The sequence below is a fragment of the Paenibacillus sp. FSL K6-1230 genome (assembly GCF_038002385.1).
GTDB lineage: Bacteria > Bacillota > Bacilli > Paenibacillales > Paenibacillaceae > Paenibacillus > Paenibacillus massiliensis.
The window spans coordinates 5375706-5400123 of sequence record NZ_JBBOCK010000001.1 but is presented as its reverse complement, the minus strand read 5'-3'; the positions used below and the strand labels follow the sequence as shown (position 1 = coordinate 5400123).

22 protein-coding genes are annotated in these 24418 nt (G+C 49.4%); 17 read left to right on the top strand and 5 right to left on the bottom strand.

Annotation, left to right across the window (positions count from 1 at the left end):
* Nucleotides 1-278: 278 nt before the first annotated feature.
* A complete protein-coding gene (locus tag MKX74_RS23935) occupies nucleotides 279-626 on the bottom strand; it encodes a winged helix-turn-helix transcriptional regulator (protein WP_341180649.1) in 348 nt (115 codons plus the stop codon).
* Between the two features lie 262 nt (nucleotides 627-888).
* Here MKX74_RS23935 and MKX74_RS23930 point away from each other — a divergent pair, with 262 nt between their 5' ends.
* The 8 genes from MKX74_RS23930 (at nucleotide 889) to MKX74_RS23895 (ending at nucleotide 11880) form a co-directional block, all read left to right on the top strand.
* Nucleotides 889-1992 carry an FAD-dependent monooxygenase gene (locus MKX74_RS23930; protein WP_341180021.1) on the top strand — a complete coding sequence of 368 codons (1104 nt, stop codon included), beginning with the start codon at nucleotides 889-891 and terminating at the stop codon, nucleotides 1990-1992.
* A gap of 305 nt (nucleotides 1993-2297) precedes the next feature.
* Entirely contained in the window at nucleotides 2298-3068 is a 771-nt protein-coding gene (locus MKX74_RS23925; protein WP_018887213.1) for a GTP cyclohydrolase II, read from the top strand.
* Nucleotides 3055-4140 (top strand): bifunctional diaminohydroxyphosphoribosylaminopyrimidine deaminase/5-amino-6-(5-phosphoribosylamino)uracil reductase RibD, encoded by a 1086-nt coding sequence (gene ribD, locus MKX74_RS23920; protein WP_341180020.1) that lies wholly within the window; start codon nucleotides 3055-3057, stop codon nucleotides 4138-4140. Before MKX74_RS23925 ends, ribD begins: the two co-directional genes overlap by 14 nt.
* A 364-nt stretch (nucleotides 4141-4504) precedes the next feature.
* Complete coding sequence (locus tag MKX74_RS23915; protein WP_018887215.1) at nucleotides 4505-5539, top strand: ABC transporter substrate-binding protein; 1035 nt, start codon at nucleotides 4505-4507, stop codon at nucleotides 5537-5539.
* A gap of 230 nt (nucleotides 5540-5769) precedes the next feature.
* Nucleotides 5770-6654 carry an ABC transporter permease gene (locus MKX74_RS23910; protein ID WP_233426236.1) on the top strand — a complete coding sequence of 295 codons (885 nt, stop codon included), beginning with the start codon at nucleotides 5770-5772 and terminating at the stop codon, nucleotides 6652-6654.
* Nucleotides 6654-7448 carry an ABC transporter ATP-binding protein gene (locus tag MKX74_RS23905; protein WP_341180019.1) on the top strand — a complete coding sequence of 265 codons (795 nt, stop codon included), beginning with the start codon at nucleotides 6654-6656 and terminating at the stop codon, nucleotides 7446-7448. Before MKX74_RS23910 ends, MKX74_RS23905 begins: the two co-directional genes overlap by 1 nt.
* A gap of 622 nt (nucleotides 7449-8070) precedes the next feature.
* A complete protein-coding gene (locus MKX74_RS23900; protein ID WP_341180018.1) occupies nucleotides 8071-10392 on the top strand; it encodes a beta-galactosidase in 2322 nt (773 codons plus the stop codon).
* Nucleotides 10393-10578: 186 nt separating this feature from the next.
* Nucleotides 10579-11880 (top strand): cellulase-like family protein, encoded by a 1302-nt coding sequence (locus MKX74_RS23895; protein WP_018887220.1) that lies wholly within the window; start codon nucleotides 10579-10581, stop codon nucleotides 11878-11880.
* A 1087-nt stretch (nucleotides 11881-12967) separates the two neighbouring features.
* On the opposite strand, the gene MKX74_RS23890 is transcribed toward MKX74_RS23895, so the two are convergent.
* Entirely contained in the window at nucleotides 12968-13378 is a 411-nt protein-coding gene (locus MKX74_RS23890) for a chemotaxis protein CheW (RefSeq protein ID WP_018887221.1), read from the bottom strand.
* Nucleotides 13379-13770: 392 nt separating this feature from the next.
* Between MKX74_RS23890 and MKX74_RS23885 the strand changes: the two genes are divergently transcribed.
* The 3 genes from MKX74_RS23885 (at nucleotide 13771) to bshB2 (ending at nucleotide 15107) form a co-directional block, all read left to right on the top strand.
* Entirely contained in the window at nucleotides 13771-14010 is a 240-nt protein-coding gene (locus MKX74_RS23885; RefSeq protein WP_018887222.1) for a hypothetical protein, read from the top strand.
* A 72-nt stretch (nucleotides 14011-14082) separates the two neighbouring features.
* Nucleotides 14083-14427, top strand: coding sequence for a YojF family protein (locus MKX74_RS23880; protein WP_018887223.1), 345 nt, complete (start codon nucleotides 14083-14085; stop codon nucleotides 14425-14427).
* Between the two features lie 20 nt (nucleotides 14428-14447).
* On the top strand, nucleotides 14448-15107 hold the full coding sequence (gene bshB2 / locus MKX74_RS23875; protein WP_018887224.1) for a bacillithiol biosynthesis deacetylase BshB2: 660 nt from the start codon (nucleotides 14448-14450) through the stop codon (nucleotides 15105-15107).
* A gap of 305 nt (nucleotides 15108-15412) precedes the next feature.
* Here bshB2 and MKX74_RS23870 read toward each other — a convergent pair whose 3' ends face one another.
* Nucleotides 15413-16600, bottom strand: coding sequence for a MalY/PatB family protein (locus MKX74_RS23870; RefSeq protein WP_018887226.1), 1188 nt, complete (start codon nucleotides 16598-16600; stop codon nucleotides 15413-15415).
* A 309-nt stretch (nucleotides 16601-16909) separates the two neighbouring features.
* Between MKX74_RS23870 and MKX74_RS23865 the strand changes: the two genes are divergently transcribed.
* From MKX74_RS23865 to MKX74_RS23845, 5 genes are all read left to right on the top strand, one after another.
* Nucleotides 16910-18913 carry a sensor domain-containing protein gene (locus MKX74_RS23865; RefSeq protein ID WP_341180017.1) on the top strand — a complete coding sequence of 668 codons (2004 nt, stop codon included), beginning with the start codon at nucleotides 16910-16912 and terminating at the stop codon, nucleotides 18911-18913.
* A 373-nt stretch (nucleotides 18914-19286) separates the two neighbouring features.
* Entirely contained in the window at nucleotides 19287-20360 is a 1074-nt protein-coding gene (locus MKX74_RS23860) for a sulfate ABC transporter substrate-binding protein (RefSeq protein ID WP_018887228.1), read from the top strand.
* 39 nt (nucleotides 20361-20399) lie between these two features.
* Complete coding sequence (gene cysT, locus MKX74_RS23855; protein ID WP_341180016.1) at nucleotides 20400-21236, top strand: sulfate ABC transporter permease subunit CysT; 837 nt, start codon at nucleotides 20400-20402, stop codon at nucleotides 21234-21236.
* 91 nt (nucleotides 21237-21327) lie between these two features.
* The gene (cysW, locus tag MKX74_RS23850; protein WP_018887230.1) at nucleotides 21328-22209 is read left to right on the top strand and encodes a sulfate ABC transporter permease subunit CysW; all 882 of its coding nucleotides are present in this window, start codon (nucleotides 21328-21330) and stop codon (nucleotides 22207-22209) included.
* A 189-nt stretch (nucleotides 22210-22398) separates the two neighbouring features.
* Entirely contained in the window at nucleotides 22399-22593 is a 195-nt protein-coding gene (locus tag MKX74_RS23845) for a YezD family protein (protein ID WP_018887231.1), read from the top strand.
* Between the two features lie 146 nt (nucleotides 22594-22739).
* On the opposite strand, the gene MKX74_RS23840 is transcribed toward MKX74_RS23845, so the two are convergent.
* Both MKX74_RS23840 and MKX74_RS23835 read right to left on the bottom strand, forming a co-directional pair.
* Nucleotides 22740-22847 carry a hypothetical protein gene (locus tag MKX74_RS23840; RefSeq protein WP_018887232.1) on the bottom strand — a complete coding sequence of 36 codons (108 nt, stop codon included), beginning with the start codon at nucleotides 22845-22847 and terminating at the stop codon, nucleotides 22740-22742.
* Between the two features lie 84 nt (nucleotides 22848-22931).
* Entirely contained in the window at nucleotides 22932-23045 is a 114-nt protein-coding gene (locus MKX74_RS23835) for a hypothetical protein (protein ID WP_018887233.1), read from the bottom strand.
* A gap of 235 nt (nucleotides 23046-23280) precedes the next feature.
* On the opposite strand from MKX74_RS23835, the gene thiD reads away from it, so the two are divergent.
* Nucleotides 23281-24090 (top strand): bifunctional hydroxymethylpyrimidine kinase/phosphomethylpyrimidine kinase, encoded by an 810-nt coding sequence (thiD, locus tag MKX74_RS23830; protein WP_018887234.1) that lies wholly within the window; start codon nucleotides 23281-23283, stop codon nucleotides 24088-24090.
* The last annotated feature ends 328 nt before the right edge of the window (nucleotides 24091-24418 follow it).

Here is a 24418-nt window from a genome sequence, read left to right as displayed (position 1 = left end):
TGCGTGTTTGAAGCATCGATTTCTCACTTTGCCAATCCCTCCTGCATGTAATTTTATCCAACACACTTTGAGGGTAACGAAGGAATGATGATTTTACTACCTAATTTTGTAATAAAAATATAAAATTTCGAAAAATAGGTCTTTATGCACAGATGTTTTTCGCATTTTGTGTAATGTTGTTTTATCGTGTTTTGTCGTCAAAGCTCGATTCTAATACAAAAGCCCGCTTTCGTTGGAACTCATGAAAGCGGGCCTTTGAAAAAAAGGACGACGTGTAATTAACGTTTGGCGGTAGAAGCCTCCGCAGTGGCAGGCAGCTCAATCCAGCGAGTCGCCCAATGGGAGATATCATCAAATAATGGGGCGAGCTCTTTGCCTTTGTCCGTAAGGGAATATTCAATGCGTACAGGCTTCTCGGGATATACCGTCCGCTGAACGATACCTTCCTCTTCCAGCTCCTTCAGACGTTCGGATAGAACCTTACCGCTCAGATGAGTCAAGGAGTTCTCGATCGCAGCGAATCGCTGGGGACCATTTAACAATTGATAAACAATAAGCGTGGTCCAGCGTTTACTCAAAATCTCAACCGCTCTCTCGAATCTGGGACACAATTGTGGGAGTTCTATAGTAATCACCTCTTGTTATCATTATATCTAAACTATGCAAATTATACAATGTTACTTTACTAAAATTATATACTTGACGGAAGTTTGTTATTTAAATATAATTCGTTACATAAAGTAATTAGATGATTTGAAGTGTACTTCTTCTTTTGGAGTGTGTACTCGTTCTTTTAAAGTGTACTTATTCCATGAAGTTTCGTTTGTTATGCAGTCTTTATCTTAAGAAAATAAACATTTGTTATCTTAATATCAATGGGTGGAGCTTATGATAAATCTGGATTATGAAGTATGTATTGTTGGTGGTGGTCCGGCAGGGGCTTTGCTTGCTTGTCTATTGGTCGAGAATGGCATCTCTACAATCTTGCTGGAGAAGCAGACGTCGATTGGAGCAGCCTTCCGAGGTGAACTAGTGAATGAAGAAGGCTTCAAGGTGCTGGAGAGGCATGGGATTTTGAAGGAAATGCCCACGGATGCTTATCTGAAGCTGGAGCGCATTGAATACTGGGCACAGCAGCATATTCTCAAGACCATCGTTCCGCAGGAGGAGGTCGGTCATGTGGGCATCCACATATCGCAGACCGAGCTGCTTCATGCCATTCTGGAGAGAGCCAGCCGATATGAGCATTTCAAGCTGCTTACCGGGGCAACGATGATTGATCTGCTTCAGAATGAACAGGGGTACTATTGCGGTGTTACCGTTCGTATGGCAGATGGTGAGCTTCTGGAGGTCCATAGTACAGTTGTTGCAGGCTCGGACGGACGCTATTCCACCGTACGCAAGCGGGCTGGCATTGGGGTAGAGAAGGCGGGACACGGATATGACATGCTCTGGGCGAAGATTCCTACCCCATCCGGTTGGGAGCCCATTTCCAGATTTGCCCTCGTGAATGGGCATCAGCTATCTCTCTTTACTCAGACTCATGAGCATGTACAGATTGGCTGGAATATTGAAGAGCGTTCCTATCCTGCGTTGGTAAAAGGATCTTTCGAGCCGTTCATTCAGCTGTTTGCTCAGGCATTCCCTGATCTGAATGAGCAGGTGAGCAGACATATTACCTCATGGAAGGACTTCGTACTGCTGCAAATATTCAGTGCCATCTGTGATACCTGGGTGAAGGATGGACTTGTGCTGTTCGGTGATGCCGCTCATACGATGACGCCTACGGGGGCCTTCGGCTTGAATGCTGCGCTCGCTGATGCCGATGTGCTCGCAGACGAGCTGCTTGCCTGCCTAAGAGCAGGGGATGTGTCTGCAGCTCGATTGAGTCGCTTTGAGTATAAGCGACGAGCAGCAGCCGAGCAGCAGCAGGAACGGCAGTTTATGATGGAAGAAGCGTTCAGCCAGCATTTTGAATATAGCGAGGTCTAACGAAGTCTAGCGATGTCTAGTGAGATCTAGTGAGATCTAGTGAGATCTAGTGAGATCTAATGAGATCTAGTGAGATCTAATGAGATCTAGTGAGATCTAATGAGATCTAGTGAGATCGACAAGCTGTCTTAACCATCCATCCAGTGGCGGGTGGAAGAAGAGCTCTGTCACAGTAGGCTGACCTCTTGGGAAATACGTAAATATTTTAAAGATTTCATGGTTCGTTACAGTGGTTCATGAACAGGGGCTATTGAGAACGATCATTTACGATGGATAAATACACAGAGCCAAAGGATGGTGCTTCTATGCTTCAACATAATGCAGTAGAATTGCTTCAGGATAAGATTCATAACGTAGTCTCCGAGACAGCCTCCAATATATTAGTAGGCCCGATTAAGCTTCCGGTCAATCTGGATGGGGAGACTGTGGTCTTTCAATGGTACTGCTGGCTTCCAGTGAAGGACCAAGAGGACCGGGAGCTGTGCCGGACGGCAACAGCGGAGACCTTGATTAAGCGCTTGTCATCCTTTAATCTGGCAGAAGGACAACAATCCAGCGTATTGGTGTACGGCGATTTTGCCCATGCTGAGCACGCGATGATCCGCATGCACAGTATCTGTCATACGGGGGATATCTTCGGCAGTAAGCGTTGTGATTGTGGCTTCCAGTTGCATCAATCTATGAAGATGATTGTAGAAAACGGAGCAGGGGCACTGTTTTATCTGGCTAATCACGAGGGTCGTGGGATCGGCTTGTTCAGCAAGGCGATGGCGTATATTCTGCAGGAGCAGGGCTTGGATACGGTTGAAGCTAACCTGGAGCTGGGCTTCAAGGATGACTCACGTGATTATACCGATGCCATCAGCATTTTGCAGCACTTGAGACAGCTGCCTGTGAAGCTGATTACGAACAACCCCAAGAAGCTGGAGGCTCTAAGATCGTCCGGAATGAATGTTGAGGGCAGAGTTCCGTTATGGGGCGATGTATCCGAATATAATGCTAGATATCTGAAGACGAAAGTGGAGCGTTCAGGCCACTATGGAGAAAATGAGGGGATCTATCATGAATACGCATGAGGATTTCATGCGTCTGGCATTGAACAATGCCAAGATGACAAAGGGGCAGACGACACCGAATCCCATGGTTGGATCAGTCATCGTGAAGGATGGCAGAATCGTGGGGATCGGAGCACATCTGAAGCCAGGTGAGCCTCACGCCGAGATTCACGCCCTCCGTATGGCTGGAGAGCAAGCTAGAGGGGGGACTATCTATGTCACGCTGGAGCCTTGCTCCCATCACGGACGGACAGGTCCTTGTGCCGAGGCCATCGTAGAGGCGGGGCTGAGCAAGGTAGTTATAGCTGCAATGGACCCGAATCCGCTCGTATCCGGACGTGGCGTACGTATTCTGGAGGAAGCAGGCATTGAGGTCATCCGTGGTGTGCTTACGGAGGAATCCGAGGCTATGAATGAAGTGTTTAACAAATTCATCGTGACGAAGCGCCCCTTCGTCACCTTGAAGGCAGCCGTCACGATGGACGGCAAAATTGCGACTCGTACGGCCAGCAGCAAGTGGATTACCTCCGAGCAGGCGCGTGAGGATGTACATCAGCTCCGCCATGAAGCGGGAGCTATTCTGACTGGCGTGCAGACCATCATTCATGACGATTCGCAGCTGACGACAAGGCTGCCAGGAGGGAGAAATCCGCTGCGTATCATTCTGGACAGCAAGCTACGAATCCCACTTGAATCCCGTGTTGTGAATGATGGCGAGGCTCCAACCTGGATTTTCACGGCGGCTAGCTACGATGAAGGCAAGCGTCGTGAGCTGGAACGGCTCGGAGTCCGCGTCATTCCTACTCAAGGAGCGGACCGTGTGCAGCTGGAGCAGGTATTGGATGAGCTGGGAGCGAATGAGATATCCTCGCTGCTCGTGGAGGGTGGCGGTGAGATCAACGCTTCCTTCGTGGAACAGCGGCTCGCTGATAAGCTGGTGCTCTATATGGCACCGAAGCTCGTGGGCGGACAATATGCTCCTACCTTCGTAGAAGGTACAGGAGCGGCCAAGATGGATGAAGCGCTACGCTTGAACCGCATGACTGCCGAGATGATGGGACCTGATCTGAAGATTCAGGCTTACTTTCGGTAACGATATCCCGTGCAGATAAGGGAATAATATAGAACCTGGCAGAGTCGATATAGGGCTCTGAACAGTATTCGAGCCAGCTTAGGAATCGTCTTTAGAATAAGCGTTGCATCTTACCCCTGCCTTGGCGGGGGTTCTTTGTGTAGATTCAGTGATTTCCAATTGACGAATAATACGGCCCCCCTTAATATTAAAGTCATATTCGAATTCTTGTGGTGTAAGATTGACTGACATGTACCTCATGCGTCTTAGTTTGCTTTATTACTTTCCTAAGGAAAAGCAAGGATGCATAGAAGCGTCGAACCGACTATGTCTCACCGCATTGAAATTTACTATGGGAGCAGGTATACAGAAAGGGGTCATTGAGATGAAAAAAGCACTTACTAGTTTGATGCTGGCTGGCCTGTTAATTGCAGCGGGTTGCGGCAACAGTACAGGTGGCGAGCAGACTGCTGGCGAGAACGGAGCAGGAGGGGCAGGAGATAGCAAGAGCTACAAGATTGCCATCTCACAAATTGTAGAGCATCCATCGCTGGATTCCACTCGTGAAGGCTTCCTCGCAGCATTGAAGGAAGCTGGTCTTGAAGAAGGTAAGAATCTGACCGTAGATTACAACAACGCTCAGGGCGATGCAGCCACGAACCTGTCCATTGCTCAGAAGATTGCCTCTGGTGACGCGGATCTGTCACTTGGTATTGCTACGCCATCCGCGCAGGCACTCGTGCAGCAGATTCAGGACAAGCCCGTCTTGTTCGCAGCTGTAACTGACCCGCTAGGTGCCAAGATTGTCGACAATCTGGATCAGCCGGGTGGTAATGTAACCGGGGCTTCGGATACGAATCCAGAAGCTGTAGTTGAGCTGGTAGACTTCATCGCTACAGAGCTACCTAATGTGAAGAAGGTTGGTCTGATTCTTAATGAAGGCGAGCCTAATGCAGTGGTCATGGCTGAGAATGCGCAGCAAGCTTTTGCCAAGCATAACATTGAAGTAGTCAAAGCACCGATTACGAACACCTCCGAAGTCAAGCAGGCTGCTGACTCTCTGGTAGGGAATGTAGATGCGATGTTCATTACTCTTGATAATTCTGTAGTCAGTGCCGTGGATACAATCATCCAGGTTGCGAATGATAATGACATTCCGTTCTTCTCCAGTGATCGTGATACGGTGGAGAAGGGAGCCATGGCAACTGTTGGCTTCAAATATTTCGATCATGGTTATCAAGTGGGTCAAATGGCTGCCCAGATTCTCGTAGATGGAGCTAAGCCAGGAGACCTCAAGGTTACAGTACCTGATAAGCTGGATCTCATCCTGAACGTCAAAGCAGCGCAAGAACAGGGTGTAGAAGTAACGGATTCCATGAGATCCAAGGTGCAGGACCCGGACAATAATATTATCGAATAGACCAGCAGTGTCTGTACACGGATCAGTTACCTACGTCTAGGCGGGGAGCTGGGATAGGGCGTTTCGTTTCTGCCGAAACAGCCCTATTCTCTTTTTCGAATCAAGAGGGGGTCCACGAATGAACGCTGCTTGTTACGTATTTGTGGCAGGAGGTTATGATATTGATTTTGTTAACTATTCTTAAATCATCCTTTTTCAGCTCACTGGAGATTGGATTGCTGTATGCTTTGATGGCACTCGGTGTATATATTACGTTTCGTATTCTGGATTTTCCCGATCTCACGGTGGACGGTAGCTTCACGACAGGAGCAGCCATCGCGGCGATTATGATCTCGAACGGCACCCCCGCCTGGATAGCTTGTGTTGCGGCCTTTATCGGTGGTCTGGCTGCTGGCGCCTGCACAGGCCTGCTGCATACGAAGGGCAAGATTAACGGACTGCTGTCCGGTATTCTGATGATGATCGCGCTCTACTCGATTAACCTGAGAATACTGGGCAGACCGAATGTGTCCCTGCTTGGTGCGGATACAATCTTCTCGGATCTGCCGCGTAAGGTATGGGAATTTACCTCTATCACCCTCGTTATGCTTGTCGTTACGCTCGTGTTCAAGCTGGCACTTGATTGGTTCATGAAGACTGATCTGGGTCTGGCCTTGCGCGCGACAGGCGACAACAAGCGCATGATTCGCAGCTTTGGCGCAAATACAGACACGACGACGATTGTCGGTGTCAGCTTGTCCAATGGACTGGTGGCCTTGTCTGGGGCATTCATCGCCCAACAATCGGGCTTCGCTGATATTACGATGGGGATTGGCATGATCGTGATCGGGCTGGCCTCCGTTATTATCGGGGAAGCGATTTTCGGGGCCAAAACGGTGTTCCGGGCGACAATTGCTGTCATTCTGGGCTCTATCGTCTATCGTTTCGTTGTGGCCATTGCTCTACAGATCAAATGGTTCGAATCCTCTGACTTGAAGCTGATTACTGCTATCATCGTCATTATCGCTCTCGTCGTGCCGACCATTCGGCGAGCCCTGAAGCAGAATGCCATGGCCAAGATACGCTCGGCTGAACTGCTGGGCTCAGGGAGCCAGAGCAAGGGAGGTCGAGGCTGATGCTAGATATCGTAAATGTATCGAAGCTCTTCAATCCAGGGACTGTAGATGAGAAGATTGCGTTGATCGGAGCGAATCTTCATCTGAAGCCTGGTGACTTTGTCACAGTGATCGGGAGTAATGGAGCGGGCAAGTCTACGCTAATGAATATCATCTCTGGTGTCATGAAGCCAGATACGGGCGAAGTCCGCATCGCGGAGCGGAATATTAGTCAGCTCCCGGAATTCAAGCGTAGCCGCTGGATTGGACGCGTATTCCAGGACCCAATGGCAGGTACGGCACCAAATATGTCCATTGAAGAGAATCTGGCGATGGCATACACCCGCGGTAAATCGCGCAGCTTCGGCTTCGGCGTTACGGCTGCCAAGCGCGATCGCTTTCGTGAGGAGCTACAGCGGCTTGGTATCGGACTGGAGAATCGTCTGGGTGCTAAGGTGGGATTGCTCTCTGGTGGGGAGCGGCAGGCGCTTAGCTTGCTCATGGCAACCTTCACCCAGCCGGATATTCTACTACTGGATGAGCACACAGCAGCACTTGACCCGGCCCGGGCTGAATTGATCACCACACTGACGGAGAGCATAGTTCGCGATATGAAGCTGACCACGCTCATGGTCACCCACAACATGGATCAGGCAATCCGCTTGGGTAATCGCCTGATTATGATGGATAAGGGCCGCATCATTCTGGATGTCAATGAACAACAGAAGAAGGGGCTGACCGTGGAGCGGCTGCTTGGTGAATTCGAACGGATTAGCGGTGAAAAGCTGGCGGATGATCGGATCGTGCTTGGCTAGAGAGCTCAAGAAGTGTGTTGCTGGCATGCGAGTGAACGATTCGCAATCGTACAGACAGTTACACAGATCATCACACAAACAATCGTAAAAGTAATTAAACAAAGGTATGCGTGATAATAAACAAAGGTAATCGTGATAACAAACAAGTTGTTCATGACAAGAGGCTAGCCCGTTCCAGGGTCTGGCCTCTTTTTCATACGCTACGAACCGAATATAGTCCATCATCATCCGTATTCTGTTTATGTTCCCGTCGATGAATGTGGCGTATGATCAAGATATAATGATGGGTAGGGGAGTTCTGGCCTGAGAAGCATAAGTCACGATTAGGCTTGTACCAAGAATGAAGAGCATGAAAGCCTATTACATGATGGACACTGGCTTGGCCATTCCTGAAGACGTGATGTTCAATGGACGTATATAGCACAATTGATTTGTTGGTGCGGTACTCCAGGCGTTAGGCGGAACTCCAAGAGCTGAGGCGTTGTAATCCCCCTTCATGGCAGCGCTACCATATGCGTGTTGCTATTGATGGACTTTATTTATTAATTTTTCAGTTCCATTCAAAGCACTCGACTACATTCAAAGCGTTCATCGTATTCCGACTTAAAGGAGAGATTGTTGCATGAAGCATCTGGAATTTACATTGCAGCATCCGAATCAGACCATTACCCCTGGGCGTATGGCTACGTGCGGCGGTCAGAGCCCGCAAGGAGAGCAGCTTGGCTTCACGAATTATTATATGACGCGTAATCAGCAGCCATATATTCCGGTAGTTGGGGAATTTCACTATTCTCGCTTCTCTTATCTCCAGTGGGAGGAGGAGCTATTGAAGATGAAGGCTGGCGGCATCGAGTTTGTCGCAACCTATGTGTTCTGGATCATGCATGAGGAGCTGGAGGGGGAATTCTCTTGGGACGGGAATCTGAATCTGCGGCATTTTGTGGATCTATGTGCCAAGCATGGGCTGAAGCTGATTGTCCGCATAGGTCCATTTTGCCACGGTGAGGTTCGTAATGGAGGAATGCCGGATTGGTTGTTCTCTTACCCGCTTGAGGTTCGTTCTAATGATGAGAGATATTTGCATTATGTGACTCGACTGTATCAGCAGATTGCCCGTCAGCTGGAGGGGAGGCTGTTCCAGCAGGGTGGGCCCATTATAGCAGTGCAACTCGAAAATGAATACATGCATGCCGGGGCGCCTTTGGATGCATGGGGTTACAACAGCGGGCGCTTCCTCACCTCGGGGAAGGATGGACAGAAGCATCTGGAACGGCTGCGTCAGATCGCTGAGGATGCAGGTATACGTCCATTATTCTTTACTGCTACTGCTTGGGGTGGCGCAGCGGTGCCAGAGCAGGATACGTTGCCTATGCTGGCAGGCTACGCCTACACACCATGGATTCCGAATCAGCCACCCAGCGGCGAGTATATCTTTCGGAATCTACATGAGACTCCTGCAGAGCCTGTGGATTATGATACGCGTGAATACCCTGCGGCTTATTGTGAATTGGCGGGTGGAATGCAGGTCAGCTACAAGGCACGCCCTGTCGTAGAGGCGGACAGCGTAGAGGCCATGTCCGTCGTCAAGCTGGCCAATGGCAGCAATCTTATCGGCTATTACATGTATCATGGAGGCTCCAACCCGATCGGGAAGAGGTCCTTCATGAATGAATCCGGCCTGCCCAAGATCACCTATGATTATCAGTCTCCTCTGGGCGAGTTCGGACGGGTAGGGGATTCGTACCATCGCATTCGTCTCCTGTCCCTCTTCCTGCAGTCATTCGGTCATGTACTGGCCCCAATGGGAACCGTTCTACCAGAAGGACAAGAGAGGATCGTCCCAGAGGATGTAGACTCCATTCGCTGGTCCCTTCGCCAGCGCGATCAGCAGGGCTTCGTGTTCCTGAACAACTTTCAGGATCATGTGGAGATGCCAGAGCAGGAGCTGGCGCTGACCTTGCATTCATCGAAGGGAAGCGTTCGTTTTCCAAGTAGCGGGAGCATGAAGCTAGCTACCAGTAGCAGCATGATTCTTCCGTTTCATCTGAATATTGCAGGTCTCAAGCTCTTAAGCGCCACTGTACAGCCGCTCACGATACTGGAGGGTGTAGAGGAGACAGCGATCGTCTTCTTTGCCCGCGAAGGGATTCCGGCTGAGTATGTGCTGGATCAGAACACTGTAAGTGGCGTTCATGCTGGAGATGCAAGCCTTGCGAAATGGGAAGAGCAAGCGGGACGCCTCGTCATCAGACCACAAGTCGGGAAGGAGCATGAACTGATGCTCACGCTTCCGGAAGGGAAGCGAATCCGTCTTATCACCTTATCCCGAGAGGAAGCATTGCAGGCCTACCGCTTGCGGGTATGGGGAGAGGATCGGCTTATTGTGAGTGAAGGCCATGTCTATGTACAGGACGAGCAGCTAGTCTGTACATCTGAGCAAGCAACACTCACGGCCTGGGTCTATCCGGCTCCATCGAGGGAGGCTGCAGCACCTTACGGAGAGCTGTCTACGTCCACGCATGCAGGCTTTCAGATCTATGAATGGCATTTCCCAGCCTATGATGCCGGACTGAAGGCGCAGTACCCAGCAGATAGCACGGCTTTGCTCTCCTTGAAGACGGACTGGCCGTCTTATGTAGCAGATGTCTGGCTTCGCATTGACTATGACGGCGATGTTGCAGCTGCATATATCGGTCAGCGCTTGTTAACGGATCATATCCATTATGGCAAGCCCTGGAGCATCGGCCTGCAGCAATTTCGACTGGAGCTGGCAGAGGAGCAGCTGCACCTTTCCATTACCCCTTTGCGTAAGGGTACCGTTCACAGCTACGTGAATCAGGCGTATATTGAACGCTTTGAGGGTGTGGAGATTGGCTTGTATCACCATATTGAGGCGATCCCAAGCTACCGGGGTACCGCGTACCTTCGTACAGACTGGTCCTAATTATTAGGGCTCAGGCGAGAGCTCTTGATGTATTCACACGAAGCAGTGTCATAAGTCCATCAAGATTAATTATTGTAACTGGATATAGACTAATTAAATCATTTTAATGTGCATCTAGCCTTGATTGGAGCAGCCACAGGTATTATGAAATGGATTCACGCCAATTTATCTTTTGGGGAGGAAGCTATGCATACACAGATACCCGAGCATTTGCCGCAACGATTAACCATTACGATGTGGGATTTTTCCTGGTATACGATGACTGCTCCTGGTGAGCCCTATAGTGATTTGGAGGCCCGCTTTGCAGAAGCTGTAGAGCGGGGCTATAACACGATCCGCATTTGCGCCATGCCGTATTTTCTGTTCACAGCTGAGGGCAAACGTCCAGGACCACTCCGTCTGGGTAGCCTCGGCCAAATCGGTCAGCGCACCCGTTGGTACAATTGTCAGGGAGGTGTGGAGCTGGATGGGCATGCGCATTTACTGGAGCTGTTCCGGCAAGCCAGACGTCACGATTGTTACATCATCCTGTCGTCGTGGGAGTATCAGCAGAGTCCTAGCTTCCTGGAGGGACCTGAGCTGTTCGAGGAGCTGCTGGCTATTCCTTCAGAGAAGCGATTCATGGAGCTGGCGCGCAGCATGGATCAACTGCTGCAGTTCCTGAAGCAGGAGGGCTACGAGGATCGAATTGCCTATGCAGAGCTTCATAATGAAGTGGAGTTCGGACGGCTGGCCCAGGTGGCCGTTGATCATAATATTTCGGCGGATGCCGCAGGGAAAATCATTCATTGTATGAAGCCATACATTGAAGAGGCGCTGGATTATCTGCGCACAGGTCATACCGATCTGCTCATCACTAGCTGCTATACGTTGAACCAGGCCTACCCCAAGGAATATGTGGCTGAAAATGAGCAGGTTGCTCATTTTCATCTGTACCTGAACGGTGTGCTACAGGAATTGATGGACGCAGCCGCGCTGCATGATCATGAGCAAGAGTATCCGAACGCTTTTGTCCGTTCACTGCTTCGCGAGGGTGCTCCGCCATTTGCGGAGTGGAAGCTGCCTGCTTCGGAGGAGTGGCGTCTGCATGGCAATCCGGTCGGTCTTCGACTCTTGTATTTACATGATTGGGCCGATCCGGACCAGTGGGACTTGTTCTTGTATGATCATTACGGGGCGCATAAGCTAGCAATGCTGCAGAAGATTGATTTGCGGCTGGATGAGCTGCAGGAGTGGGCAGAGGAGAAGGGCCTGCCAATTGTCATCGGTGAGGGCTACGTAGGCTATACTCCGTTATATGCAGGGTTCGAGGAAGGACCTGTGGGCAAATTCATTGCCGAGTATGCCATCCGCAAAGGGATTAAGCTGGGCTTCTGGGGGATGGTGCTCTGCTCCAACTGTGCCCCACATCATCCATTCTGGCAGGATGTTGCCTGGCAGCAGCGCTGGAATGAAGCGATTCTTCAGCAGGCTGTACCCGTTCGCTAGAGTGGTATTATTGCTATTTGTACGTCTGGAACATGTGAACAGCGTTTGAAAAGTATTGCAAATAAGAGGCCGTCTCAAAATGTGGCATTAGGGTGCATCCATAACTGTAAAATGAGGCAACATCAAGAAACCCAAGGGATAAGGCGGCATGTTCCCGCTTTGTTCCTTGGTTTTTTCGCGTCCATTGCGGCTTTCTTCAGCACGGTCTCAGGGATATTGCGGAATTTTTCTTATCATCCATTTTTTGTGTTTTTATAGTTATGATTATAAAAGTGAGCAATCAATCAAATGGAGAAAGCGTAGGAGGGATAAAACAAAAGATTACTTTTTCTGATCGAAGTAGTTACTGATGAAATAATATAAGGACATTATTAAGACAATCCATGGAAACAAAGATACGAGTTCATTAAAAGGATTGAAGTAGATACTGTTATCCACTAAGTCCACAAGCATGAACATAAAAAGTGAAGAAATAAAGGATATGACTGCTATTAGTCTCTTCAAAATAACGACTCCTTTGGTTTGATTTATAAGTCCATTATATTCCCAAAATACCAGGCTGACCGATGCAAGATTAAGGTCGACCTATCCTTAGTAAATTTGAAGCTATTATCTAATGTCCTGGAGCATGAAGAAAACGAAATCTATAACCAACATAATTCGGATGGTCAGCTCATTCATTAATTTTCTATTCGTATGGTGGTAGGCGCCGGGTCATCTCTTATTGGGACGATGGGCTGGCATATTGGAGGTTAACTTTCACCTGATTACGGAGTTGTTGTCTGTTGTCCCTCCATTTTACCAAGGAACGGTTTCTTTGGTTGTGATTTGAAAGAAACAAGTTGTGCGACCGCTTCAGTAGCGGAGTGGACGGACTGATTGTGGAAAAGCGGCAGCGGTCGCCTTTGTCCCCGATTTTCACCGCTTAGGAGAATAAATTAAATCTGGGGACAACAGCGATTGTAGCAACGGTCCGTTCACGGAGCGTCCGCCCAAAAAGCCTACGTATGCCTTACTCCAAAACCAAAGGCCGGCCCAACAGCCATTTCGTGGCTTATGGGACGGCCTTTCTTAGCCCTATTCAGGGTTACGCCTGAGTGGAGGCAATCAACGCATCTACGCTGAGCAACGGGACACTACGTCCTGACTTTTCAATGATGGTAGGGAAGATGGTGCGCAGGCGCTCATCCTCATGAGCTGCAATCTCCTCTTCCTCTGCTGTAATGGTGTCATCCAGTTCATTGACGAGCAGTGCTACCTTATAGCGGCTTAGCAGAATGATTTTGTCCTCAGCAGTGCCCTTCTGATCCGACAAGCCAAGCTTCATGGACAGATTGATCAGAGTGAATAGATCGCCGCGAACGGTAATCATGCCTTCATGCCAAGGTTGGGAGAAGGGCAGTGGAGTACCTGTCTTGGCATTTTGGATTTCTTCAATTTCCTGAAATGGGATGCCAAAGTCTTTGCCTTGCAATTTAAATATAATGAATGGTATCACGATGGACACGCTCCTTACTGAAAATAGGTTCAGTGATTGAACCCTGCTGTACACCTCAATGTCCCTAACATGCTGAGACCCCTTATTATGGGACTGCTGCTGCCAGCCACTTGATCGGTAATCCGTTGGGAATAGCCCATGTGGCGGCAGAGAGCTTACATATCATATATCGGCATAAATCCAGTCGGGTTTTACAGATTATGAGCAATCCTTCAGACCTTTCACCCAGAATACATTTTGGAAACTGTGAGGGAATAGCGTTTGCGGGTATTCTCAGTGCCTGCCAAACAAACCACTCAAGTGAAGCTGTGGGACTGCACAACGGTGGAATATAAGTACCCCGAAACTATGTTATAATGGATGAGATTATGATGAAGGAGTGAGCATCTACCATGGCTAGATCACAGACACAGAAGGCAATACGCAAGGCAGAAAGGGCAGGCCGCAGAAGCAGTGCCCATGATCGCCGGACCAATGAGGATTATGGTGTCATATCCCAGCATGTACGGGTACTGCCAGGCAAACAGGAGAAGCTACAGCGAATAAAGCACAAGAAGCGGATCGGAGACGATGGCGCTTCTTTTTGTTTTATATTGGAGAAGGTACAATTCTATGCAGCGGCTGTGATATAGTATTAGCATGGTACAAATTTAATTGCTCAAAATATTGCATCTTTGTTGGGTGAATGACATGGAGGTTCATATATGCAGCTTATTGATGAAATAGAAGTACAGCATAGGCTTGATGCCTTAAGAGAAGAGCAGGTATATCTTCACCTGGAACTAACCACTGGAGCCTATGCCTCTCATCTGGACAGCTCTCGTCATCCTGCGGGTAACTTTATTTCCAATGCCCGTATTCGGTATTCCCATGGGTCCATCTCGGGCCAGCATCCTTTTCGTGTAGGCTTGAAGACAGAGGAAGGCTGGGTCTATGCCGAGGGGCTGACTCATTGGGATGAAGAGGACGGAGAGCGTCTGATTCTGGCTGGGCATGATGCACAGGGCAAATTGATCGTAGCCCTCCAGTTGAGCCGGGAGCCGTTCTGATGTGGAAGGAGATGAGATAGTTGACACAACGCATTCTTGTTATTTTACCCCATCCTGATGATGAGGCGTTTGGTCTGTCAGGCACACTTGCTTCATATATCCAGCAAGGCTATGAAGTGACCTATGCCTGTCTGACACTAGGCGAAATGGGACGTAATATGGGAATTCCGCCATTTGCGAACCGGGTGACGTTGCCGAAGATCCGCAAGCAGGAGCTGCAGGAGTCCTGTGATGCGATTGGTATTCAGGATCTGCGTATGCTCGGATTTCATGATAAAACGATTGAATTTGAGGATCAGCCGTATTTGGAGCGGGTGATCAGCGAGTTGCTAGAAGAGTTGACACCCGAGCTGGTGTTCACATTCTACCCGGGATACAGTGTGCATCCAGACCATGATGCTACAGGGGCTGCGGTCATTCGCACGATCGCCCGTATGACGGCTGAATCCAGACCGACAGTGCAATGCCTGGCCTTTTCCAGAGATTGTGAGCAGGCGTTGGGCAAGCCGGACGTGGAATATGATGTCAGAGCTTATTTACAACAGAAGGTGGCTTCGATCCGAGCACATCGTTCCCAATTTCAGGCTGCCGAGCTGATGGGCACCAAGACCCTGACAGAGCAAGAGCTGAACACTCGCTATGGCTGGGAGAGATTATGGACCTACCAATTCGCGGATTGATGTCATGGTGGATGCAGTACACCGCAATCACATGAGACGACATGCCAACGCATATGACATGTGACAGACATGGCAAGCATCGCTAGTTAATCTACAACCAAAAGAAGCTGTCCCTGAGTAGATGGGACGGCTTCTTTTGGTTGTATGCTGTACATCCTCTTGTAATTATTCGATGCTCGGGCCAGACGGACTTATTTATGTTCAAGTCCATTTCATATTCATATTCATATTCATGTAGTGGTCCATGCTCATACTCATACTAATGCTTATGCCCAGACCCATGCCCAGTACAGCTAATCTGGTGCTTACGATCTGCTGGCTCGCCATTGAAGAACGGCAGTCTGCAGTCTAGACATAGCCTCCTCCAGCGTCTGACGGGTACAAGCCATGTTCATCCGCATGAAGCCTTGTCCCTCTTTTCCGAAGGATACTCCTGCATTCAGTCCAAGACGTGCCTCTTTAACGAGGAATTGGAACAGCTCATCATCTGGCATTTCTAACTGTCTGAAGTTCACCCATAGTAGATAGGTCCCCTCAGGTTCGTTCACCTGTATTTCCGGTAAGTGAAGCTTGCAGAATTCTCTAACGTAGCTCATGTTATCTCGCACATGGTCAAGCAGCGCGTCCAGCCAAGGACCTCCCTCGGTGTAGGCAGCCTTTGTGGCGACAAGCCCCAGCGGGGTGATTTCTTGTAGGCTGTATAGCTGCAGTGTCTTCAAAATTCGACTCTTGAGCTCGGGGTTCGGGATAATCATATTAGCAGTCTGGAATCCGGCCATATTGAAGGTCTTGCTTGGCGACGTACAGACAATAGAATGCTGCTGAGCGTAATCAGAGAGCGTGGTGAATGGCGTATGTGCTCCTTGCTCGAAGATCATATCGGCATGGATCTCATCCGATACAAGCATCACCTTCCACTTCTCACATAGCTCAGCCAGACGGGTAAGCTCAGCCTTGGTCCACACCCGGCCTACTGGATTGTGCGGACTGCACAGAATCATCATACGTACTTTTCCTTCAGCGAACTTCCGCTCTAGATCCTCGTAATCCATCCGATAGGTGCCATCCTCATCCCGAACAAGCGGGTTCTTCACCAGCTTGCGCTTGTGGTTCAGTACGACCTTATAGAATGGTGGATACACCGGGGTCTGGATTACAATCTGATCACCTGGCTCGGTGAAGGTCTGAACAATGAAGTTCAGTGCAGGTACTACCCCAGGCACGAACTGAATCCATTCCTTCTCCACGGTCCATTGGTGACGGGTCTGCATCCATTGTATGATGGCCTCGTAATAAGCCGGAGTAAAGGTAGAGTAACCGAATACACCATGCTCAACACGCTGTGATAATGCCTCCTTGACGGCGGGGGGTACGGCGAAATCCATATCTGCTACCCATAGAGGCAATACTTCGGTGGATTGGAATACTTCGAGCAGGTTATCCCACTTTTGGGAAGCTGTATTGATACGTTCAATCTGCTGATTAAAATTCAACAAGGTTTCCTCCATTTCCGTTACTGATGCACATATTCTATAGGACTTCTCTATCAATGACAATCCTTGCCTGGCCTGTATTGGTCCACCTTAAGGCTTGCATAATCGGACAAAATTCGTCAATGCGCAATGAAATGCATATATATTGTCAGATGGTGCAAGTTTTGATCTTGGAAAAAGTACAGTTTTTGCCGATAATAAGAAATAACAGATTCTTTGTCGAAATGTGTAGCGTTGGAGATGGCGCAGAATCGATGGATGGCATATGCTGTATTACAGATCATATTTTTAGATGGAGGTTGAGGCTCATTGGACTCTTACAGCAGAGATGAGATTTCGCTCATTCATTGTATTTCAGATCCGGCACTATCTCTGGATCACAAGGGCATCATTACTGCGGTAAATGCCCCCATGGTCAGAATGACCGAATACGATGCAGAGTACTATGTTGGCCAATCCATACAGAGCTTCTTCGATATTGCAGGATGGGACCAATCATTGCAGTGGGATACACGGCTCACACATTTTACTGGAAGAGAACTTCCACTTCAGCTAACAGTGCTTCCTCATTCGGGCAGTAACGATGGAGCTATTTTGCTGTGTCGGGAGATTAGTAGTAAGGGGCCTTCATATGTAGCAGAGCAGGATGAAGATTTACTTTTACAGAGTCCCAGTCATTTTGGCTGGTTAACCGAGAAACAATTCGCACAAATGGAGCATGTGCTGGAGAACATTACAGACGGGTACATACGACTAGATCAGGATGGAAGAATCATCTACTGGAACCATGCAGCCGAACGCATGATGGGCATGTCGCGCAGGGACGCACTGGGTCGTATGGTCATCGATCACATCCCTGATGAAGTGTCGCAAGCTTTTCAGGATGCGCTGGGCAAGCGAGAGAATACGACTATAGAATATTATGTACAGGATCGCAACAGCTGGTTCAATGCTCGTCTTGTCCCCTTTTATAGTGAGACATCTATCTATCTGAAGGACGTGACGGCGCTCAAGCAGGCAGAGCAGCAGATCAACCAGATGGTCTTCTATGACAGTCTGACTGGGTTGCCGAATCAGAAGCAGATGAACAAGCACCTTAGCAAGCTGGTAAATCGAAGCAAGCCGAAGGAGAACACCTTTGCGCTACTGGTCATGGATATTGACCGTTTCAAGGTGCTGAATGACTACCTGGGCTATGATCACGGAGACGCTATAATGGTATACGTTGCCCGCTTAATCTCGGCGAACATAAGGGAGTATGACGTCGTCTTTCGTTCTGAAGGAGATCAGTTCACGATCATCCTCCACCAGGTTAATTTGACCAAGGCCAAGCAGATTGCAGAGCGCATTATGGAACGGTTCCAACAACCTATCGTTGTGGCTGAGATGGAGATTGTCATTACCTTTAGTATTGGGATTAGCGTCTATCCGCTGCATGGGGAGAACCCTGAGCTGCTATGGAATCGTGCAGAGACAGCGATGCGTGTGGCCAAGAAGCTGGGCAAGAACGGCTATCAATTGTATCAGAGTAAAATGGACACTCGCTCCTCTCTTGTACTGGAAGGCGAATTGCGCAAGGCTATCTTCAAGGAGCAGCTAGAGCTGTATTACCAGCCGAAGATGGATATCCGCACAGGGCGTATGATGGGGGTAGAGGCACTGATTCGCTGGAATCACCCTGAGCGGGGGATGATCCCCCCGGATCAATTCATCCCACTCGCGGAAGATACGGGATTAATTATCTCCATTGGTCATTGGACACTCATGACGGCATGTGCCCAGAATAAGGCTTGGCAGGAGAAGGGGTACAAGCCGCTTGTCATGTCGGTCAATCTCTCTCCGCGTCAATTCAATAATCCAGATCTGGCCGAGACGGTCAGGAAGACGTTGAAGGAGAGCCAGCTGGCACCAAAGTATCTGGAGCTGGAGATTACGGAGAATATCATGCTGAATACGGAGGATGCATTAGGTACACTTCAGGAGATCAAGCAGGATGGTGTACGTATTGCCATTGACGATTTTGGAAAAGGCTACAGCTCGCTTACATATCTCAAGCAATTTCCGATAGACACCTTGAAAATTGATCGCTCCTTCGTGGAAGACTGCACGGAGAATGATAGTGATGCCAAGCTGCTTAGATCCATGCTTAGTATGGCCATTGATTTCAATCTGTCCGTCGTGGCCGAAGGAGTGGAGAACCGACAGCAGCTGGACTTCCTGCGACGGAACGGCTGTCATATTGCACAAGGCTTCCTGTTCAGCAGACCGCTTCCAGTAGCTGAGCTGGAGGCCAGTATCCGTCAACTGATCTGATGCCTTGCCACATTTCTGTATATACGCAATGCCAACAGCACTGCGTAAAACGTAGTTGATAAGTAGTCGATAGATAGTTGAAAGATAGTTGATAAATAGTCATGCCAGAATCTTCTGTTCAAATTGCAAAAAACCTTTGACAGAAGATGTGGCAATGGCTATTATGTGTATATAACTCACTAAACAGGTAGGTATAATACAATATCGTTCTCACCGTACCGACGGAGGAACTCCTTGTTATGCAGCGAGCAGACATGGTCTAGGACCAGTCAGACCCTGCTGCCATCAAGGGATTCCTCTGTTTTTTTGTGCACATAGGATCCGATACATTCCAAGTTCAACATACAAAATACACACGTAGGGGGATTTGAAGATGAGAAGACGAGGTAAGCGTGGACTACAGACTGGAATTGCAATGCTGGCATTGGCGGTGCTGCTAGCTGGATGCGGTGGCAACAACGCCCAGAGTGGAGCACAATCTGGTGAACAGACCGATGGTTCCTCACCGCCCAAGGAAGTCGAGCTGCTGAACGTATCCTATGATCCTACGAGGGAGCTGTATGACGAGTATAACAAGGCATTTGCTGCACATTGGGAGCAGGAGTCCGGGCAAAAGGTAACGATCAAGCAATCCCATGGTGGCTCCGGCAAGCAGAGTCGCTCCGTGTTGGATGGGCTGGAGGCCGATGTAGTCACGTTGGCGCTAGGCTACGATATTGATGCTTTGCAGGAGAAGGGGCTGATTGAGCCTGAGTGGCAGAGCCAATTTGAGCATAATAGCTCTCCATATACCTCTACAATTGTGCTGCTCGTGCGCAAGGGGAATCCTAAAGGCGTGAAGGATTGGGATGATCTGATCAAAGGTGACATACAGGTGATTACCCCGAATCCCAAGACTTCTGGTGGAGCACGGTGGAACTATCTGGCTGCGTGGGCATATGCCCTTGAGAAGAATAACAACGATGAAGCTGCGGCCGAGGCCTTTGTCTCAGAGCTATTCAAGCATGTACCTGTGCTGGATAGTGGCGCTCGTGGGGCGACTACGACCTTCGTGGAGCGTGGGATTGGGGACGTGCTGATTGCCTGGGAGAATGAAGCGCTGCTTAGCGTGAAGGAGCTGGGGGAGGACAAATTTGATATTGTGTATCCGTCCATTAGCATTCTGGCAGAGCCACCTGTAGCCATTGTCGATAAAGTGGTAGACAAGAAGGGAACGCGCAAGACCGCTGAAGCCTATCTGGAGTACCTGTATAGCGAGGAAGGACAGCGCATTGCTGCCGAGCATTACTATCGCCCTACACTGGATCGTGTGGCTGCCAATTATAAGGAGCAATTCCCTGAACTGAAGCTGATTAAGCTGGGAGATGTATTTGGTACATGGATAGAGACACAGGAGAAGCATTTCAAGGATGGCGGTGTCTTTGACAAAATCTATGTTCCCCAATAAGCAGGCAACTGTAGCAGCGAAGAAGAAAGGAGTGATCACATGGCCTATGCACAGCCCAAAAGGCGGCAAGTACTTCCTGGCTTCGGGCTAACCATGGGATACAGTATGCTGTACCTCAGTCTGGTTGTGCTGCTGCCCTTGTCAGCGCTACTGCTGAATTCAACAGGGCTCACATGGTCAGGCTTCTGGGAGGCTGCTACAGATCCACGGGTGGTTGCTTCCTATAAAGTAAGCTTTCTGTGTGCTGCGCTGGCAGCTTTTATCAATATGTTTATAGGCCTGCTGGTAGCCTGGGTACTGGTACGATACGACTTTCCGGGGAAAAGGCTGTTCGATGCCGTTATTGATCTCCCATTCGCGCTACCGACGGCCGTAGCGGGTGTGGCATTAACAGCGATGTATTCACCGAACGGATGGTTAGGCGGCTTCTTTCAGCCTTTGGGCTGGAACCTTGCCTTCTCCCGCACAGGTATTACATTGGCGCTCATGTTCATTGGCATCCCGTTCATCGTAAGGACTGTGCAGCCTGTACTGGAGGAGCTGGATCGCGATGTGGAGGAGGCAGCGGCTACACTTGGGGCTGGGCGGTGGCGGACCTTTTGGACGATCCTGCTGCCTCAGCTTGTTCCACCACTTCTCACTGGCTTCTCACTGGCCTTTGCCCGAGGAATCGGGGAATACGGATCGGTTGTCTTTATCTCTGGTAATATGCCGATGAAGACAGAAATTGCACCCCTGCTGATCGTAACCAAGCTGGAGCAATATGATTATGCTGGAGCTACGGCTGTAGCTATTATGCTGCTCGCCATTTCCTTCGCCTTGCTGCTGCTTATCAATACATTACAGCGGTGGACAAGACGAAGAAGTATGGGGTAGGGCGAGCAGTGCTGAGTATGCATTCGAATATGAGCATGTGCAAATTTATTCCATAGATATCGTCTTACAAGAGTGTGTGAGGGGGGATTACATGGTACAGGAGGAAGTGGCGAATGGCCTAGCTGTGGCTCGCCCACGGCCTAATCGTCCGCGAGCGAATCGTGCAGTGGACGAAGCTCCGTGGGTCAAATGGCTACTGATTCTGTCTGCTGCCTTGCTTCTGGGCTGGCTGCTGATTCTGCCGCTGATCGTCGTGCTTACTCAAGCAATCAAGCAAGGCTGGGGTGTCTACGTGGCAGCGCTGACGGATGCAGATGCCCTGTCTGCCCTGCGCTTGACCTTGCTGGTGGCGTTGATCACCGTTCCACTGAATACCATATTTGGTGTGGCTGCTGCATGGCTGCTCACAAAGTTTCAATTTCGGGGTAAAAGCATCCTCGTCACGCTGGTGGATCTGCCATTCGCTGTCTCGCCTGTAGTTGGAGGGCTGATGTACGTGCTGGTCTTCGGGGCACAGGGCTGGCTTGGACCGTGGCTGCAGGAGCATGATATCAAGATTATTTTTGCCGTACCTGGTATTGTGCTAGCGACGCTCTTCATCACATTTCCCTTCGTAGCCCGAGAGCTGATCCCTCTGATGGAGGATCAGGGGACGCAGGAGGAAGAAGCTGCGATTACCCTCGGTGCCAAGGGCTGGCGAGTATTCTGGCAGGTGACCTTGCCCAATATCAAGTGGGGGCTTCTGTATGGCATCATTCTGTGTAATGCCAGAGCGATGGGAGAGTTCGGTGCGGTATCTGTAGTATCCGGCCATATCCGTGGAGAGACGAATACGCTGCCCTTACATGTCGAGATATTATATAACGAATACCAGTTCTCAGCCTCATTTGCTGTGGCTTCCTTACTACTTCTGCTTGCACTGGCTACGCTCATCGTGAAGAGCTGGCTGAGCAGCAGACTTCCCCGCCCCTGAGCGTTGACAGGGATTGGTGGTCATGATAAATTATATCCAAGTATACAAATTGGAGTTATGTAAATTAAGCGTTGGATGTCATTTGAATATTGGATCATGGCCGCATGAATGTAGCAGCATAAATAATGTAGCAGCATAAATAACGTAGTGATCTTGTCGGGCATGCTCCCGGCCCAAGGAGGAATCCGTGTGGCAAAATCGCTGAAGGTAGATGGCGTGTGGTTGAATCGTATTGCGGAGCTGCTGAATGACATGGAGTTCGGTTCGTTGCATATTACTGTACACGAGGGCCAGATTGTTCAGATGGAGCGGACAGAACGCAAGCGTTTCGGGAATAGCCCGTCCTTGCAGGCTGTTCGGAAGACGAATTCAGGTCATAATTGATCTGGTGAAGCGGACTACTATTCGTAATTACATCTGTGTTCCCATCTATATTCACAAAGATACCGCTCTTATTGGTGTTATACGAGAACACCAGTAAGAGCGGTAAGCTGTGTGAATGGGGCAGTGCCCCGCCGATCAATCAGGAATTATACCCAGAATGTACGGCTAATGATAACCAGCAGGATGAAGAGAACCAGAATGACACCTGTAGAAGTCCATGCTCCTCCGCAGTAAGCGCCTCTTTCTTCGCTCATGTGTACACCCCCTTTATCGGATTGAGTTGACTATGTGAGATTCTGATTATTAATGTGCATTCATGATCCACTACGTCTAGCGAGTTAGATCAAGAACGCCTTAGAGATGATAACCAACAGAATGAAGAGAACCAGAATGGCCCCTGTGGATGTGAAAGGTACACCTGGATAGTTACCGCGTTCCAACTCAGCTCCCATGGTAAATCCTCCTTTGCCTTGTATAATTAAGCTTCTGCCTCGGCATTATGAGCATGAGCTTAATTTCAAAAGCATTATATTCAGCTCTCTGCCGGGATGGAATTCAGCAGGAGTCTATTTTAGAGCCTGGACTTTCCGGGCTTGTTTGACAAGATCGCGTGCGGGGATTAGGATAAATGAATTAAGATAGTACGCAGCACATTTACGCAGACATTATTGAAGGAGAGCATGGACTATGAGTATTCCCAAAACACTAACAATTGCCGGCTCCGACACTAGCGGAGGCGCAGGCATACAGGCTGACCTGAAGACATTTCAGGAGCTTGGCGTATATGGTATGACCGTATTAACGACGATCGTGGCGATGGAGCCAGGAACCTGGAACCATCAAGTCTATCCGGTCGCACTGGATGTCGTCGAATCGCAGCTTAAGACGGTTCTGGATGGGATCGGCTTTGATGCCATGAAGACAGGCATGCTGGGGTCTGTGGAGATCATCGAGCTGGTGGCGCGTTACCTGAACAAGCATAATCCACAGCGTGTCGTCATCGACCCGGTTATGGTATGCAAAGGCACAGATGAGGTATTGCAACCAGAGAATACAGAAGCGATGCTGGAGCTTCTCATACCAGGGGCGGATCTGGTAACTCCAAATCTGTTTGAGGCCTCTCAATTGGCTAAGACAGGCCCAATTCGCACTGTAGAGCAGATGCAGCAAGCCGCTGCCATCATACATGAGCGCGGAGCCAAGCACGTTCTGATTAAGGATCGTGGCAAAGTGAAGGCAGGACAGGCTATGGACCTGCTGTATGACGGTAAGGAGTTCCATTGGTTCGAGACAGCTGCGGTAGAGACGCACTTCACACATGGAGCAGGCTGCACCTCTTCCGCTGCAGTAACCGCGGGTCTGGCCCAAGGACTGACCGTACCGAAGGCAGTGGAGCAAGCGAAGAATTTTATCACGCAGGCCATTGCTGGCGGCTTCCGGTTGAATGAATTCGTTGGACCAACCCTGCATGCTGCTCATCGGCTGCACCGGGCTTAGCGCATCACACGAAGTATATTTGAGGCTGCATTCTGATATCGGCCCCAGTACTCTGAATGGTCAGATCAGGATCAAATAGTCTGATGGTCAGAATGATGAAGAATATGTCTTGATGTAGAGCCCAGACAGAGCTTAGAGCCCGTGAACAGCGGGCTCTATTTGCTGTATTGTCGTATGCATGCACGGCCTGACGGAAATCCTAACCCGACAGTCAATTTTCAGCAAATTTCGGCATTTATCGCAACTATTGCCATCGGATTCTCGTCTACACATAGTGTATATAGAGTACTACACAAGATTTATGATTATCGGAGGAAATGCAATGTTG